General features: G+C 59.4%; 15 protein-coding genes and 5 pseudogenes. 9 read left to right on the top strand and 11 right to left on the bottom strand.

The features are described from left to right. Positions 1-59 precede the first annotated feature (59 nt). Both E1956_RS43600 and E1956_RS43595 read right to left on the bottom strand, forming a co-directional pair. The gene (locus tag E1956_RS43600) at positions 60-296 is read right to left on the bottom strand and encodes a hypothetical protein (RefSeq protein WP_335930061.1); all 237 of its coding nucleotides are present in this window, start codon (positions 294-296) and stop codon (positions 60-62) included. Between the two features lie 142 nt (positions 297-438). Beyond that, positions 439-1,551 (bottom strand): BMP family ABC transporter substrate-binding protein, encoded by a 1,113-nt coding sequence (locus E1956_RS43595; RefSeq protein ID WP_134760092.1) that lies wholly within the window; start codon positions 1,549-1,551, stop codon positions 439-441. 188 nt (positions 1,552-1,739) lie between these two features. Here E1956_RS43595 and E1956_RS43590 point away from each other — a divergent pair, with 188 nt between their 5' ends. Then, positions 1,740-2,069 (top strand): hypothetical protein, encoded by a 330-nt coding sequence (locus E1956_RS43590; RefSeq protein WP_134760090.1) that lies wholly within the window; start codon positions 1,740-1,742, stop codon positions 2,067-2,069. A gap of 91 nt (positions 2,070-2,160) precedes the next feature. Here E1956_RS43590 and E1956_RS46555 read toward each other — a convergent pair whose 3' ends face one another. Together E1956_RS46555 and E1956_RS47890 are read right to left on the bottom strand one after the other, a co-directional pair. Beyond that, positions 2,161-2,409 carry a hypothetical protein gene (locus E1956_RS46555; RefSeq protein WP_167760336.1) on the bottom strand — a complete coding sequence of 83 codons (249 nt, stop codon included), beginning with the start codon at positions 2,407-2,409 and terminating at the stop codon, positions 2,161-2,163. A 150-nt stretch (positions 2,410-2,559) separates the two neighbouring features. Further along, positions 2,560-2,649, bottom strand: a pseudogene (locus tag E1956_RS47890) (cupin domain-containing protein); the annotation flags it as partial. Between E1956_RS47890 and E1956_RS47635 the strand changes: the two are divergent. Then, positions 2,605-2,976, top strand: a complete 372-nt coding sequence (locus E1956_RS47635; protein WP_167760335.1) for a hypothetical protein — start codon at positions 2,605-2,607, stop codon at positions 2,974-2,976. The pseudogene E1956_RS47890 and the gene E1956_RS47635 overlap by 45 nt on opposite strands. On the opposite strand, the gene E1956_RS43580 is transcribed toward E1956_RS47635, so the two are convergent. From E1956_RS43580 to E1956_RS46545, 3 genes are all read right to left on the bottom strand, one after another. Beyond that, positions 2,907-3,500, bottom strand: coding sequence for a LysE family translocator (locus E1956_RS43580; RefSeq protein ID WP_134760088.1), 594 nt, complete (start codon positions 3,498-3,500; stop codon positions 2,907-2,909). The two genes, E1956_RS47635 and E1956_RS43580, sit on opposite strands and share 70 nt — an antisense overlap. 156 nt (positions 3,501-3,656) lie before the next feature. After that, positions 3,657-4,760 (bottom strand): dienelactone hydrolase family protein, encoded by a 1,104-nt coding sequence (locus tag E1956_RS43575; protein WP_167760334.1) that lies wholly within the window; start codon positions 4,758-4,760, stop codon positions 3,657-3,659. An 11-nt stretch (positions 4,761-4,771) separates the two neighbouring features. Beyond that, on the bottom strand, positions 4,772-5,011 hold the full coding sequence (locus tag E1956_RS46545; RefSeq protein WP_167760333.1) for a dienelactone hydrolase family protein: 240 nt from the start codon (positions 5,009-5,011) through the stop codon (positions 4,772-4,774). Positions 5,012-5,128: 117 nt separating this feature from the next. Between E1956_RS46545 and E1956_RS43570 the strand changes: the two genes are divergently transcribed. After that, complete coding sequence (locus tag E1956_RS43570; RefSeq protein WP_167760332.1) at positions 5,129-6,052, top strand: LysR family transcriptional regulator; 924 nt, start codon at positions 5,129-5,131, stop codon at positions 6,050-6,052. Between the two features lie 44 nt (positions 6,053-6,096). Here E1956_RS43570 and E1956_RS43565 read toward each other — a convergent pair. Then, positions 6,097-6,401: pseudogene (locus tag E1956_RS43565) on the bottom strand (IS5/IS1182 family transposase); the annotation flags it as partial. A gap of 332 nt (positions 6,402-6,733) precedes the next feature. On the opposite strand from E1956_RS43565, the gene E1956_RS43560 reads away from it, so the two are divergent. From E1956_RS43560 to E1956_RS43550, 4 genes are all read left to right on the top strand, one after another. Continuing rightward, complete coding sequence (locus tag E1956_RS43560; RefSeq protein WP_134760082.1) at positions 6,734-7,315, top strand: hypothetical protein; 582 nt, start codon at positions 6,734-6,736, stop codon at positions 7,313-7,315. 63 nt (positions 7,316-7,378) lie between these two features. Further along, entirely contained in the window at positions 7,379-7,555 is a 177-nt protein-coding gene (locus tag E1956_RS46540) for a hypothetical protein (RefSeq protein ID WP_167760331.1), read from the top strand. A 215-nt stretch (positions 7,556-7,770) separates the two neighbouring features. Beyond that, entirely contained in the window at positions 7,771-9,222 is a 1,452-nt protein-coding gene (locus E1956_RS43555; protein WP_134760080.1) for an IS1182 family transposase, read from the top strand. A gap of 618 nt (positions 9,223-9,840) precedes the next feature. Beyond that, entirely contained in the window at positions 9,841-10,557 is a 717-nt protein-coding gene (locus E1956_RS43550; RefSeq protein WP_134760078.1) for a hypothetical protein, read from the top strand. A 664-nt stretch (positions 10,558-11,221) separates the two neighbouring features. Here the strand turns inward: E1956_RS43550 and E1956_RS43545 are convergent. The 3 pseudogenes from E1956_RS43545 to E1956_RS43535 form a co-directional block, all read right to left on the bottom strand. After that, a pseudogene (locus tag E1956_RS43545) lies at positions 11,222-11,907 on the bottom strand (SLC13 family permease); the annotation flags it as partial. Continuing rightward, positions 11,904-12,932: pseudogene (locus E1956_RS43540) on the bottom strand (MFS transporter); the annotation flags it as partial. The pseudogenes E1956_RS43545 and E1956_RS43540, both read right to left, overlap by 4 nt. Continuing rightward, positions 12,929-13,876 (bottom strand): annotated as a pseudogene (locus tag E1956_RS43535) (sensor histidine kinase); the annotation flags it as partial. The pseudogenes E1956_RS43535 and E1956_RS43540, both read right to left, overlap by 4 nt. A gap of 851 nt (positions 13,877-14,727) precedes the next feature. On the opposite strand from E1956_RS43535, the gene E1956_RS43530 reads away from it, so the two are divergent. Both E1956_RS43530 and E1956_RS43525 read left to right on the top strand, forming a co-directional pair. Next, positions 14,728-14,988, top strand: coding sequence for a type II toxin-antitoxin system Phd/YefM family antitoxin (locus E1956_RS43530; RefSeq protein ID WP_134760073.1), 261 nt, complete (start codon positions 14,728-14,730; stop codon positions 14,986-14,988). Beyond that, positions 14,985-15,251, top strand: coding sequence for a Txe/YoeB family addiction module toxin (locus E1956_RS43525; protein ID WP_134760071.1), 267 nt, complete (start codon positions 14,985-14,987; stop codon positions 15,249-15,251). The genes E1956_RS43530 and E1956_RS43525 overlap by 4 nt, the downstream gene beginning before the upstream one ends. Positions 15,252-15,262: the final 11 nt, after the last annotated feature.

Genomic DNA, 15,262 nt, shown 5'->3' with positions numbered 1-15,262 from the left:
CTGCGCCTTGCGCGTAAGGGCGTGGGCCGCGACGAAGACCTGTACGATTCAAGCCCAGCTCATACGCGTACCCAAAACCCGCGCTGCACCTGCAGTACTTCTTCCTCGACCACGGCCACGGGCCCGACCAGGTCAACACGCTTCAGACACTGGTCGAAGACAGACTGCGATGACACACTCATTGTCGGATTCTCCGAATGATTGACGGAATCGACATTGCCCTGTTCTATGAGAACAGTCTCCTGATCAGGTCCGGCGAGAATCGCCCCAAACAGGTGGTGGCCCATCAGCATCACGCGTTGCGCGACAACGCCAGCATGGCGAAAATGGCGGACGATCTGATCGCGTGTCGCCGCGAGCCCTTGCTCAGCGAAGTCCGACGCGTTCTGTTTCGGGGATTAGTACGGCTCAAACCGTGTCTCCTCCATGTTGGTCGTGTTACCTCGGCAATGAGCCGTCGACGCCCTGCACGAACCAGTTCAGCCGCAGCAACTCGGCATCCGGCAGCGATGTGCCGGCGGCCACCTTGATCGCGCCGCTCTGATCCCTGATCGGTCCGGCGAACGGATTGAATCTGCCGGCGATGATGTCGTTGCGCTTTTGCGCTAGGGCCTTTTGCGCGGCAGGTGACACGGCCGCGGTGTTGATGTCGGCGAGGTCGATTGCTTTTTCCTTGAGGCCCCACCACGTCGGCGCGTTGGTCCACGTGCCGGACTGCACCTGCTCGATCAGGTGCGAGTAGTAGACGCCCCAGTAACTCACGCATGCGCCGAGTTGCGCATCCGGGCCGAACTTCTTCATGTCAGAGTCCCAGCCGAACGCGTGAACCTTCTTCTGCTCGGCCGTCTGCATCGTCGCCGTCGAATCGGTATTCTGGATTAGCACGTCCGCACCCTGGCCAATCAGCGTTTCGGCCGCCTGTTTCTCCTTGCCCGGATCGAACCAGCTGTTGATCCATATGACCTTCACCCTCGCATCCGGATTGACCGAACGCGCGCCCATCGTGAAGGAGTTGATGTTGCGTACCACTTCCGGCACTGGCACCGAGGCGACGAAGCCAAGCGTATTCGTCTTCGTCGTATAGCCTCCGACGAGCCCCGCCAGATAGGCGCTCTGGTAGGTGCGCACGTCGTAGGTCGCGAAGTTCGCGGACTTCTTGTAGCCGGTCGCATGCTCGAAGACGACGTCGGGATAATCTTTCGCGGTTTTCAGTTCGAAATCCTGGAATCCGAAGCTCGAGCCAACGATAATCTTGTTGCCCTTGCTCGCGAGGTCGCGAAACACACGCTCCGAGTCCGCGGATTCGGGTACGTTTTCGACGCGCGTGACCTTGATCTGGTCACCGAACTTGGCTTCGATCGCCTTCACGCCCTGTTCGTGCGCGTAGGTCCAGCCTGCGTCACCCGGGTTGCCGAGATAGACGAACGCGACGCCCATCGGCTGTGCGGCGGTGGCAGTAGGGCTCAATACGACATAGGTGCCAAGCGTGACCAAAAGCGCTGCCGCATGGCGCAGCGAGCGTACCGCTGCGCGAGCGTATTTTGTTCTCATGGAGTCTCCGAAGACGGGAAAAGGGGAGGGCGCGACACATTCGGCAGACGGCCGCTGCGTCGCGTCGCCGGAGATGGTGGTCAGTCAATATTGTGGCCGAAATTGCATCCTGTTATAGGATGTATAACTGAACGGATATAAATGATGGTGCGCCGATTACAGCAAATTAGACGGCTCTCAGGAGGGTGGTGGCGGTAGAGCAGACCGATAAAGCAGATTACATACGAAACGATTGGTTGTTGGTGAGACAAGATCGGCGCGACGAGCCTTCAGACCTAACAGGCGGTGGCGCCGCAGGGCGTGAGCCCTGGATCGTGGCGTCCTGGATAGGCGTGACACCTGCTGACCTCTCATGCGCACTGGCGCGCCTTGGCTGGACCCAGGTGATGATGTTCGCTGCATATTCGGGCTACGACCGCCGCACCATTGGTCGATGGATCCGCGGCGAAACAAACGTTCCGCTGCTCGTTGAAAGGCACCTCGATCTGCTGCTCGCTATTCGTGACCGCTTGCCCTGAAGGTCTATTTTCAGTCAGGCGTACCGTGTGAAGCACTCAACGGGCTGCTCCTCGACATGTGAATTTCTTCATCTTCAAGTTACGGTGCGAGTCATGTTGCGTCGGCAAGTTCGACGATTGCGCTCTCCATACGAAGAACGTCAGCGTCGGAGCAGCGGCCGCGCAGTCTGTTGATGCCGGAATAGTCTGGAGGCGATTGGAAGCCAGAAATATCTCTTGTAATGGGTGTCAAAATTCGCATGATGAACATCCCGGTGTGCGGGCAGGACGTGAATCGCGCTGGCAGGTGCAGTCGGTTGCGCAGGGGAGCATCGCTGCGGCGCAAAGCCGAATGGGTCATATCGATCCTCAGGCGCCGTTCAGACTAGCGCCGCTGCAACGACCGGTTCCGGAGCCGTTACGGCCAGTACAGTTAATTTCACCAATGTCCCAAGTTGGCCCGTAAACGACCTGTCAAAGCTGAAACATGGACTCAGCCCAATTGACGCAGCTACTCATCGATCGTCCTTGTTAGCCGCGACGCGACGTCGCCGGTGTGCTTCGTCTGCACGGGCTCGATCAGCAGAATCCAGCATTCGTCCGTCGTACGTGCTGCCGCGCGGCACGCCGCACAATCCGGTCGCCGACGCTCAAGATCGAATATGAAGGCGGCCGCGTCGACGACCTGCTGGCGGGTTCAATGCGCATGGTCGTGCCGGACGAGTTGGTCGCGTACTTTCGCGATCCTCACGTATTGATCGTTGACCTGCGCGACGATATTCGACCATCAGTCTTCCGACACACTGCCGAACGCGGTTTCGTGGCCGAACGACTCGGCAAGCGGAGGGACCGGCATGGCTATTTCCAGGTGGGGATGACGGATACGGCGAGCAGCACGCCCATCGCTAGATTGAAAATGCGCCAGTGAAACGACGCTCGAAACAGCCGTGCAAACAGTGCACCGAGTGCGCACCACAGCGCTAGCGACCCACATGCGGCGAGGCCGAATGTAGCGCCGAGCAGCGTCGCGAGCCGGGTGGGACTGTTAGAAAGCAGTGCGAAAGATGCGGCCGCGCCAACCGTCATCGCCCAGCTTTTCGGATTGAGCCACAGCAGCAGGAAGCCGTTGACCAGCGTGGCCGGCCGCGCGGGGCCGTGGCCCGCGTTCGGCGGCCCGCTTCGCGCGATCCGCCACGCGAGCCAAAGCAGATACGCGGAACCGAGCGCTTTCACGACCGTTTGCAGCGCAGGCATCGACAGCAACAGACTGCCAAGCCCGAGCGCGGCAACGGCGGCGAGCAACGCGAGACCCGTCGCGATACCGAGCATCAGCGGAATCGAGCGCACAAAGCCAAAGCGGGCTCCCGACGCCGTGGCGAGCGTGGTTGCGCCGCCGGGCGTCACAGTCGCAACGGCGACGAACAGAAAAAGCGGAAGGATGGAGGAAGTCATTGGCGCGCATCCGGATGATGGAGACTGGCACTGTATGAATCGCCGACGCATCATCAGAGCCAACATTACTGACGCTAGTCATTACACAGCCTGATGCGTCAATGACCCGAAACCTCGGCACAATGAAAACGGCACCTCCGAAGAGGTGCCGGCCCGTCACGGTTGGTGCGGACGATTTCCCTCCACCATGTGGAAGACGTGGCCCATGGGTTCTTCCCAGATCAGGTTGCGCTCCATCGCACGTGCGGGCATGTCCTGAATCACGTATTGGATAGCGGGCTCAGTGCCGGTGTTGATATGCTCGTGGCTGGCCATCGGCGGACAGGCGAATGTATCGCCACGCTTCCAGTCAAACCGCTTGCCGTCCAGGATCGAGTAACCATCGCCCTGAATAATGTGGTACAGCGCGTACGAGCTATGACGGTGCGCGATGATGTGCTCGCCCGGGTTGAACCCCTGAATGCCCAGAAAGATCGACGGGAATACCCCGGCCGCTTCGCCCGTATCGCCATGGACCAGCGAGATAAAGCGGCGATCCGCGTTGCGCAGCGGGTCTTTCAGCACAACATTGAGCCGCTCCACCACATCCTCCCAGCGCCAGATGGCAGGACGCAAGTTCTTCTTGACGAGGAACGGATAGTACTCGTCGTCCGTCATCATCTGGGCCCACTCGGTTCGGTCGACGACTTCCGTTACCGGCGACGTTTCGAGTTTGACTGCGTTTTCTTGACTCATTTGTGTCTCCTTGAATGAAATGAGCGGGTTTGGCCAGTGCGCGCCGAGGTGGCCGCGCAGGTGCCAGTTCAGGAAAATTCGCGTGCGTTGCCAGGCGGCGCTCGACGCAGCCGGCCTGAAAATTGCGGGCCGGAACCATTCGTCGAACGCGTGTGGCGCGCCGTTGTAGATGAAAAGCTCGTACGGCTTCTGGGCCGTGCGTAGTCGGCTCGTAAATCCGTCAATCTCCTCGCGGCTCACGAGACGGTCCCAGTCGCCGTAGTGGCACAGCAACGGCGCTTTGATCAAATCGGCGACATCGACCGGTGCTACGGGTTTGCGCTCGGTGCGTGACGAATAGTTAAGCTGTCCGTAGTAATCGACCGCGCAACCGACCGCATGATGGGCGCTCGCCAACGCAGCATAGGTTCCACCGATACAGAAACCGAGCAGGCCCACTTTCGAAAGCGGGAAGCCTTCGGTCCGCGCCCACTCCAGAATTTCTCCGAGATCCCCGAGCACACGCCGGTCATCCAGCGCAGCCACCGCCTCACCAATCAGTACAGCGTAGAGAGGTCTGGGACCGTGCCTTCCCGACCAAAGTAGTCGAGCACCGCAACGGTGTAGCCCTCCGCGCACAGGTCTTTCGCTCGCGTGACGACGTAGTCGTTGACGCCAGCGATTGCTGCCAGCATCACAACGAGGGCCGGTACGCCCTGCGCGTCCTGGACTGGCCGCAGAAGGTGGCATGACGCGCCACCGGGAAACGAAATTCGTTCTATACCGCCGCTGTTCATGGGGATGTTGCTCCTCGGTCATTGGCCTCAAGTGTTGCGGGAACGGTCTCATGGCACAATGCCGATAATTTAGTTATCACTATTCGTGAAATGAATAATACTGCTCCGACTCTCGACTTGAAGCGGCTCGTCGTGTTCCGTGCGATATGGGATCATCGGAATGTCTCCCGGGCCGCCGAGGCGCTCGGCGTCTCACAGCCGACCGTCAGTCATGCTTTGCGCGCGTTGCGAGAGCATTTCAATGACCGGCTGTTCGTGCGATGTGCCGGTGGCGTGATGCCGACGCCGTTGGCCCAGTCTCTCGCCGACCGGATCGCCCACGCCCTGATCGCGCTCGAACAGGGCCTCGAGATGCGCGATCAGTTTGATCCCCGCACGAGCCGCAAGGAGTTCACGATCGTCATGACCGACATCGCCGTTGCGATCATCCTGCCCCGGATCATCGACATCTGCCGCAACGAGGCCCCTTTCATCAGCTTCAAGACGATCGAGTTACCAACGGAATCTGTACTGTCAACGCTACGCGAAGGCACGGCAGATCTCGCCGTTGAGTTCAATCCAGCGCTTCATACGAGCCTGCTTCACAAGCCGTTATTCCGGAGTGAATATGTGTGCATCGTCAGCTCGGAGCATCCGCGCATTGGACGCCGGCTTTCGCGTGTTGACTTCATGCGAGAGCGTCATGCGGTGGCACAGGCGCAGGGAACCGGTCACTACGTGGTCGAATCGACGCTGCAGCGTCTCGGGCTAGTCCGTCAGATCGGCGCCAGGGTGCCGCATTTCCTGGCACTGCCGTTCATCATTACCTCGAGCGACATGATCGCGACCATCCCGCGACCTCTGGCTGAGGTGATGCTCCGTGTCGCGCCGGTGAAGATTTTTCCGGCGCCGATCCGACTGCCGAAGCCGACCATTGAGATGCTGTGGCATGAGCGGTTGCACGATGACATGGCCGCAACCTGGCTGCGCGAACTTCTGCCTCGCGCGATGCAGCCCATCTTCGCCTCCGGCTTCTGTGGTTTCGGTCACGCCTCAGAGTGACCCTGCAGTCGCACCGCGAGGGAGGTAAAGCAATGAGCGCCGTTCAGGTCCTGTCTTGAACGCTTGTAGGCATGTTTCAGATACCGCAGGCTCGCCATCAGGCGCAGCGGGAGACGGGGACGACCGGCTGCGGCAACGCCGGCACCTACAACCTGCACGGACGGACCAAACAGATCCTCTTGCGCGATGGCCCGGCCTTCACGCACCTAGCGGGCAAAGTGCGGTGCCTGGGCCGCCTCGATCTGCGTCCACGGCACCGGCTCGCCAGCACCGCCGACGGATGCCGCAGATCGATCATCTGTGCCAGCGGCTGACGGAACAAATCGCCGCCTTCGCTCAACTCGGACATCGACAATCCCCCAGAAATCCACCTCTGATTACCTATTCTCCGGCGATTCCGCTTGACTCAACACCGGGAGTAACCCAATGCCTGCACCGCTCTGCGGGCATTTGCAGGGGCGACTACGAAACCTATAGCTCGATGTCCAGGATGTGTTAGCCGCTAATAACGATATCGTCGTATTTGACGTGGGAGTCCAGCCGATATTGAGGATTTGGAGAATATGAAAATCGCATGCTGCGCGAGTCAAATTGTATTTGCTGTGAAGAAGTGTTGCGTATACATTGGTGTCGCCAAATGGCAGCTGGCCGCGTAATTCGGTCTTTTGCTATGGATGTCATATGTTTGAATATTTCGTAAAATCGCCAATTGACGCGGGTCATGAAAAGCTAGACGCTTACGAAATTTCATCGAATGAATTGAGTGCTGTAATTATAAAGAGAATAAAAAATGCGACTTCGGCTGAGGTTGCTAATGATGCACCAGAGGGTGATGATGAGCTGGTGGTGAAATGCAGACTCAACGTAACCGGCAATGTTTGGTACGGCATAACCACTAAAGATGAATCACGCCAAGAAGATACAAAAGTCCTCTTTAACGGCGTCTTGGTGCTTTGTGCTGCCATGAAGAAAGCGATGACCGACGAGAATAAGAGCCTCGTAGAATTCGATGAATGGAGAAAAATGATTCGGAAGTCCGGCTTTTTCATTGAAGTCAGCAAAGTTCAAAAACGCATGTCGATCAAGTCAATAGCCGTTTCGGTTGACACACAAATTTTGTCGCAGCTTCTTCCAGGAGTTGACAAATCGCCGTCGGCCATGCGGATTGGTAAAGACATTTTGAGCGCTTTGAATGGTGAATGCCGCAGCAAATCAAATAAAGAAGAAGCCAAAATGGCTCACTTGCTTTTCGTCTGCGAGTAATTAACGGGGGCATCTGCAGTGTCTGTCTGCTTATTTTTTGCCGACGGCAAACAAATGGAGTCGATGACCAAATCTCCATGTAACAAGATTACGGCTGAATCTCGCGAACAAGAACAACGCATTGACAAATTTCGCCTTTCATCACCGGAAAAAATTGCGAAGTACGCGAAGAAATTCAAAGCCGATGATCCGGGCTATTTTGAGCTTTTCAAAAAACTCAAGGATTCACTGACCAATTAGCATTTTTATCAACTTCAAATTACCCTGAATGGCAAATCTGGATGCAAGGCGAAGATTTACCGTATCTTCCGGTTAGCGATTCCATGGCGCGGCTACTACGCGATTGATTATCTCGGATATGTATGGCCCTGTCGAAGGGCCGCAGTTGGCCGAGGGTGTGTCAAAGCCCGCGCGATCACCTAGACTGAATCAACCTGTTAGCGCGAGAGGCGAAGATGGGGCGATTTGTCGAAGGTGCAAACCGCAATCAGGCGACGCTGCTGCCGGAATGTCTCGAAGACTTTATCGCCGAAGACAATCCCGTGCGGATAGTTGATGCATTCGTCGACGAGCTCGATCTGGCTTCAATGGGGTTCGAGGGCACCACGCCTGCGAATACGGGCCGACCGTCTTACCATCCATCCGTTCTGCTCAAACTCTACATCTACGGCTATCTCAACCGCGTGCAGTCGAGCCGACGTCTGGAGCGCGAGTGCCAGCGTAATGTCGAACTGATGTGGTTGACCGGGCGCCTCGCGCCGGACTTCAAGACGATTGCCGAGTTCAGACGCAACAACGGCGTCGGCATTCGCAATGTATGTCGGCGCTTCGTGGTGATATGCCGAGACCTGAAGCTCTTCACGCAAGCTGCCGTCGCCATCGACGGCAGCAAGTTCAAGGCCGTCAACAGCCGCGATAACAACTTCACGCCCAACAAGATTGCGAGGCGTCAGGAACAGATCGAGCAAAGCATTCAGCGTTATCTGGATGCTCTGGAAACGGCTGATCGCACGCAACCAGTCGAGGTAGAAGCCAAAACCGAACGGCTACGGGACAAGATCGAGACGCTGCGCGAGCAGATGCGGGATCTGGATCGAGCCGCAGAGCTGTTGAATGATTTACCGGGAAAACAGGTCTCGCTGACTGATCCTGACTCGCGCTCGATGATGTCGCAAGCAAAAGGCACGGGCGTGGTTGGTTACAACGTTCAGGTGGCTGTTGATACGAAGCATCACCTCATCGTGACACACGAAGTGACGAACGTCGGTAGTGACCGCGCACAGCTAAGTCCGATGGCCAAAGCCGCGCGCGAAGCAATGGGCAAGAAAAAGCTCAAGGCACTGGCTGATCGCGGATACTTCAATGCAACGGAAATCAAGGCTTGCGACGACGCGGGAATTGCGGCGCTGGTGCCGAAAACACAAACATCGAGCGCCAGGGCTGACGGGCGGTTCGACCGGGCCGACTTCATCTATATCGCCAGGGACGATCACTACCTGTGTCCAGCGGGTCAACGTGCGATATACCGATACACCTCCTTCGAAGGCGCCAATCTGCTGGAGCTGCGAACGTACTGGAGTAGCGCTTGCCCGAAGTGCCCGATGAAAAGCCAGTGCACGCCTGCTGATTACCGTCGTATCCGACGATGGGAACACGAGGCAGTGCTTGAGGCAATGCAGTCAAGACTGGATCGTCAGCTTGACGCCATGACGATACGACGCCGGACAGTTGAGCACGTGTTCGGCACACTCAAACACTGGATGGGCTCAACCCACTTCCAGACCCGCGGTTTGGGCCATGTTGCGGCCGAAATGAGTTTGCATGTGCTGGCATACAACCTCAAGCGAGTCATCAGGATCCTCGGATTCGCACAGACGCTGCGAGCGATGAAGCTGGCAGGCGCGTGAACACGTGCGCCGACGCTGTTTGCCCGTAAAACACGATCACTTCATCTGCCTGCGCCTCGGTCGAAAGCAATCGAGCGCCCAACTGCGTGTCGCCGGTCAGCCGTTCTGCACGTTTTTACACGGCCTCGGCCGACGGCTGTCCGATGCGGTTGGCCGTAGTCGACCCCGAAGCAGTCCTCGCCGCTGACGAAGGGTGTATGGCCGCTTCCCGGTCCGGAACGATCTCCCAAGCGTCGAAGCGGCGGTGAGCGGAGTTGAAGCCTCATGGCCTGTAGGCCAAATGCGGGTCCGTGTGGTGATAGCGTTCATCGCGCCACAAAAGCATTGGCCGCGACTACTCTGTCAGCTTATAAGGGCCAAGGTGCTTGCGCAGGGTGCGAGCGCGGCCCTTATCGCTGGAATGAGATCGTTGAGCTGGGGAGACGTCCCGCATATACCGGTCCAGCAGGCCAGCGAATGTCGTTCCGACCCCGTCGCGCTGGGCTCCTGATGGGACGGCGCCATCGAAAATTGGGGCTCCCCTACCTTCCCCCCCCCAAAAAAGAATTCCGGCCTCGCAAAACCGAAAATGTGCGCTGCGCTATAGTTGTCCGCTCCAACCCGTCCTGGTGCTGCGCAATGCGTCGTCCTACCAACAGCGCGATCGAGCAGTACTACTTCGGCTTGTTCAGCTCGCACTACGCATTGCCGGCCGGACGGATTGAATACGCGGACAAGCCGGACGTCATCCTGCACGGCGAACGCCGCCTCGGCATCGAGATCGCGAATCTGTACCTCGTTGATGGCAGCGATCGGACAAGCGAGCAGGTTCAAGGGCACCGCAGGGACCAAGTCATGGGGCGAGCTCAATCTCTACACCGTGAGTCGGGTGGGCGAGACATCGAGCTTTGGGCGACGTTCGATCCTTGTCAGCCTGTCAGCGATATCGAGTCCCTCGCGCGCAAACTTGCCGAGATCGCAATGCGTGTCGAGAACTCGGCCGGCCGAGTAAATCCTCTTACCTTTGTCCATGTCCCTGAGTTGCACTCTCTCTTCCACAACGGGGAAGAGTACGAGGACGCAAAATGGCGGCCCAATCAAGGCTACACAGTGCCTCTGCTTTCGGTAGATCGCGTACGTGAACTCGTAGCCGGCAAGACCGCGAAAGCTGTGGGGTATGACAAGGGCTGCGAGGCTTTCTGGCTTCTACTGGTGGTCGAGTATATGGACCCTGCGCAGGACCAGTTCATCGAATGGCCTGATGGGGCTGCGCTCGCAAAATCGCCCTTCGAACGCATCCTGATTTACAAGCCGCAATTTGGGCAAGTTGTCGAAGCGCCGCAAGCGGCCATGTAAATGACGCCAGGCCGGGCGCCGAGGTTTGCCGTTGCGGGTGAAAGTTGCAATCCATTCCGATCGTGAGTTCACATATGCCCAGAGAAAGTCTAGTCCGCGTCCTTAGCGAACTATTGCGCACGAAAGACCCCACGTTTTTAAAGTTCTCGCTCCCGGGAGACTCGTCAGGTCATGTGCATTTCTACGTTTCAGACGAGCTTCGAGACGCAGTGTCGGCCATACCGCAGGTGAAAGAGAGTGACGGGCGCATGCTAAATCACGGCGCGATGGCGGCTTCCCTTCACTCTGAGACGATCGCGCAGGGGGTGGTGGACAGGGCGATTCAAACGAGCGCGGAGGACGCCATCGCGGACCTTTACCGGTTTTTCGAGCAAGATTACTCGCGGTGCGTCGAGGTCTGTCTCTTCCGGGGCATCAGCGTAAAGGAGTAAATCGAGATTTCGAATGGAATATTTCTTGGCACATTGTCGGCCGTCCCCTCAGATTCACTGCAGCAATTCATCGCTCGCCGCGGTACGGGGGCCGCTGACATCGCGGGGATGACGCCCGTTCAGGTTGACGAGAAGCGTCCGCCTCTGGAAGCCGCACTGTACCGGCGGAAGAAGGTCAGTTGCATGAGGCAGGGTACCTGGCGAATACGCCACGCTGCTTCCGGTCGCTAATGGACGGAAATGCCAGTCAGCGCTACCTTGCCGTTCGTGCTGAGCGTCTCGACGGGCAGGCCAGAGTCGCACAACCCTTCGAGATCCCGACGCTGCGTCCAGCGCAGCACGAAGAACGTCGCGACGGTCGACAGCATCGACGGCACAGCGAAGCGCGCCAGCCACAAGCCCAGCGCCGGCGGGTGATTCGCGTACAGAACAAGATTGGCAGGATTCGAGATCGGCAGCACGAGACTCGCCGCATTGGCGATGAACGCGCAGATGTACAGCAGCGGCAGCGGCTTCGTATTCGCCTTCTTCGCGGTCGCGAACACGGCGGGCGTCAGCACGACAGCGGCGGCATCGTTCGAGAGGAACGTCGTCACTACGACGCCAACCAGATACACCAGCAGAAACAGCTTGCGCGGCGAGCCTTTCGCATGGTTCACGGCGAGCACCGCGATCCAGTCGAACACCCCCCTTCGCGGCGCCCCAGCTCGGACAGCAGCATCATGCCGATGAGAAACAGGTAGACGTCGGTGCCTTTGCCGACCGCCTCCAACGCGAGGCCGACAGGAAGCAGTCGGAGCGCGACGAGCAGCACGGCGCCTGCCACGGCCCAGATCGCTTCGGGCCAGCGAAACGGTCGCAGCATGACGCCAGCGGTGGAGGCAAGCGCGATACCCCAGGAGAGGAAAGTCGGATTCATGTTGCGATAGACCCCGGGTTGGCGAGTTCGCGGCAACTGCCGCAGGCTTTCTTCAGGGAGGTGCCGAACAGCAGCCATAGCGCGAGCGAACCGGTCGACACCGCGCCCAGCACGAGGAATGCCGCGGCATAGCCAAAGTGCTGGGCGAGCACGCCGCCCAGAGTAGGGCTTAGCGCCGCCCCGACGCCTTGCACCGTCATCACCACGCCCTGCCCGACGTTGACGCGCCCGGTGCCCTGAAGAAGCCGCACGACGAGCGCGGGAACAGCCACGCTTTGCAGCCCCGCGCCGATGCCGTCGAGCGTCTGCACGGGCCACACGCCCCACGCCGTAATGAACAGTGCCGCGACCAGGCAACGCAGCGGCAGCGCGAGAAAGGTGATCAGAATCACACCCCAGTACACGAGTCGCAGGATCAACCGGTTAGCGAAGCGCGCGGCGATAACCATCACCAGTTGCGCGACCACGATCGTCTGCGCGGTGAACGCGCTTGGATCGCCCTTGTGCGCGGCGACGACCGCAAGGCCATAGAGCGGCAGCATCGCGGCATTGCCGAGGTGAAACATCGCGAGCGCGGCGGACAGCTGCAGCGGGCGGCAGGTCAGCAAGACGCGAAAGCCGCTAGCGTGTTCGTGCTCTCGCGCGGACGCCGCCGCGACGCCTCGTGCGCTGTCGTGATCGATCGAATCGCGACGGATCAGCAGCGTCGAGATGACCGTGAGCGCGAACACCGCGCCGAAGCCATAGCGCCAGCCGAGCCAGCCCGACAGCGCCGCACCCGCGACATTGCCAGCGTGATTGGCCACCTGGTTGCGGCCGAACTGCCGGTCGAAACCGCGTGCATGGACGATGCCAAGCGTCACACCCGCCACAGCCGGCCCGAGCGCGGCGCCCGTAAGTGCCGTGAGGATCTGCGACGCTGCGACTATCCACCCGCTATGCGCCACCCGGAGCGCGAGCGAGGCGAGCGTCGTCATTACGCATGCTGCTACGATGATGCCGCGCTTGCGACGGGTCGCGTCAACGCAGATTTGCGCCGCGCGTCGTCGGCCGCGAGCGCGTTTTCAGCCTTGAGCCGCATGGCGCCAACCGGATTGCGGATCTCGTGTGCCATCTGGGTGGCCATCTTGCCCAGCGCGCCGAAGCGTTCCGCCAGCCCGAGCTTCGTGCCCAGTTCGCTCGCCTCGCGCTGCAGGCGGTCTGCGCGTTCGACATAGCGGTTGAGCGCATCGATGATGTAATCGAGATCGCGTTCGCCGAGTCGCTCGAGCCGCCTGGCCTACTCGGGTTTGCCGTTCGGCGCGAGCGCCTGTTCGAGTCGCGTGAGGTTGTGCTTCCAGCGCCTGAGCGTCAACGCGAGCAACAGGGCCAGCGCCACGATGATCGCGAGCACGCCTGCCAGAAACGTCGCAGCGCGCTCCCCGTACGGTCCGAGCGGCGGCCGCGCGCGCGTGAGCATCCAGGCGAGGAGGCCTGCGTGGTGCGGGACCGGGCAGGCGACGGCGATAACCGCATCCGCGCCGCTGGCCACGACGTCAGCACGCGTCTGGCCGGTCTCGGCAACGTCTCGAAGCGTGCGAAGGATGAGTGGTATCTCGGCTTCGGGGACGTCGCGCTTAAGGCCGCTCCCTTCGTAGGTAGGAAAAGCGTAGGCGAGAAAGCCATTCGGTGCGCCATGCGCGGACGCAGAAGTCCAGAAACCGCCTTCGATGCCCTCTGTGCGGACCAGCACCAGGTCGAGCACGGCATGCATGAGATCGACGTTGGTTTCACCCGGCCGCTGCATCGACAGGTCGTAACGCGACGCGACCGCCATGCAGGTCGTGGCCGCCTGCTGTTTCGCGACAGTGACGCGCTCCCCGAGTGCCGATGACAGCATCAGCCACACGACACCGGTTAGCAGGCTGCACAGGATGACGACGAGGATCCAGAGCACGTAGAGCTGGGTGGAAAACGACGGTCTCGGCATGAAAAGTCTGAAAGGGTGCTGAGCTTGGACAATCCGCAGCAAATATACTGCCAGCACCAATGGAATACGCAGCTTTCTACTACTGCAAATCGCTACGAGCTCAGCGGCCATATAGCGATCGGCGTTGCGTTGCAATATGCACATCCCCGAGAGGAAAATGGGACGTATCACGCTTACCCGCGAACGTATCGGGCTCTGCTGAAGGGTTATTGCTGGACCGAACGTCATTTGTCCCGTTTGGGCATCTTTTGCCGGTCGAGACCTTGCACGCTGTCAACGCCCCGTATTGGTGTTGCGTAGGTAGGTTGTCCTCGGCCGAGGACTGCGTTTGTGCGGTGATGGATTCCTTGGCGCCGTGGAACGTCTGCGGGGAAGGCCGCGCATCGCCCTTCGGCACGGTCTGGTTTCGCAACGCGACGATGATCCTCGTGGCTTTGCGTCGCGATCAGTCGAGATCCAGCGCCCGTGCCTCAAAGGACGTCCACATCATTGACGAGGTTGCGCTCCGGGCTGTGCAATGCAACTAACCGTCTAGGCCTTGGTCATATTCGCAACGCCGGTTCCCGGCGCATCCAAATCGCTGGCAGGGCGGTCGGCCCCACGACCGCGGTCCGAGGAGCGGGTCGGTGCGGCGCAGGCCTTGAGCAGGGCGAGTCAGCGGATTTTTCCGGGGAAAGCACAGGCGGCCCGTGTTGCCGGTTGATTTCGCACTTCGCGCGGCCCAGTCGCCTCGCAACACGACACGAAACCGGCGGTACTTGAGGCACAACATGTACCGTTAGTTGTACGTGTTCGTGGCGCGTGATAAACTTGTACTCATTTCGGTACAAGTTCCCCAGGAAGGAGGGCGCATGCGCACAATCCCCTTTTCAGACGCCCGCGCGAATCTCAAGCGCGTCATCGACCAGGTGGTCGATGACGTAGACGTTACACTCATCACCCGGCGCGACGCGCCTAACGCGATTGTCATGTCTCAAGAGCATTACGACAGCCTGATGGAAACGGTTCATCTGCTGCGCTCTCCGGCCAACGTGGCTCATCTGGAGCGCTCAATTGCGCAGGCAAGGTCTGGCAAGGTCAAGCCCCGCAAGCTGGTTGAAGACGGCGAATGAGCGGCGCTTTGAACGTCATGTGGACGGCTGAGGCATGGGACGACTATGTCTACTGGCAGGGACAAGACAAAAAGACGCTGAAACGCATCAATCAACTTATCAAGGAGACGCAGCGCGCGCCGTTTGAGGGCATTGGCAAACCCGAGCCATTGAAAGAAAACTTGGCGGGTTTTTGGTCGCGCCGTATCGATGAGACGAATCGCCTGGTCTACGAGGTCGACGGCAATCAGATCAACATCATTTCGTGTCGCTACCACTACTGATACAACGGAAA

Origin of the sequence: Paraburkholderia pallida (assembly GCF_004524855.1) — a bacterium.
Classification (GTDB): Bacteria; Pseudomonadota; Gammaproteobacteria; order Burkholderiales; family Burkholderiaceae; genus Paraburkholderia; species Paraburkholderia oxyphila.
Note: the sequence above shows the minus strand (reverse complement) of the source record. Positions and strands in the feature narration are given on the sequence as shown.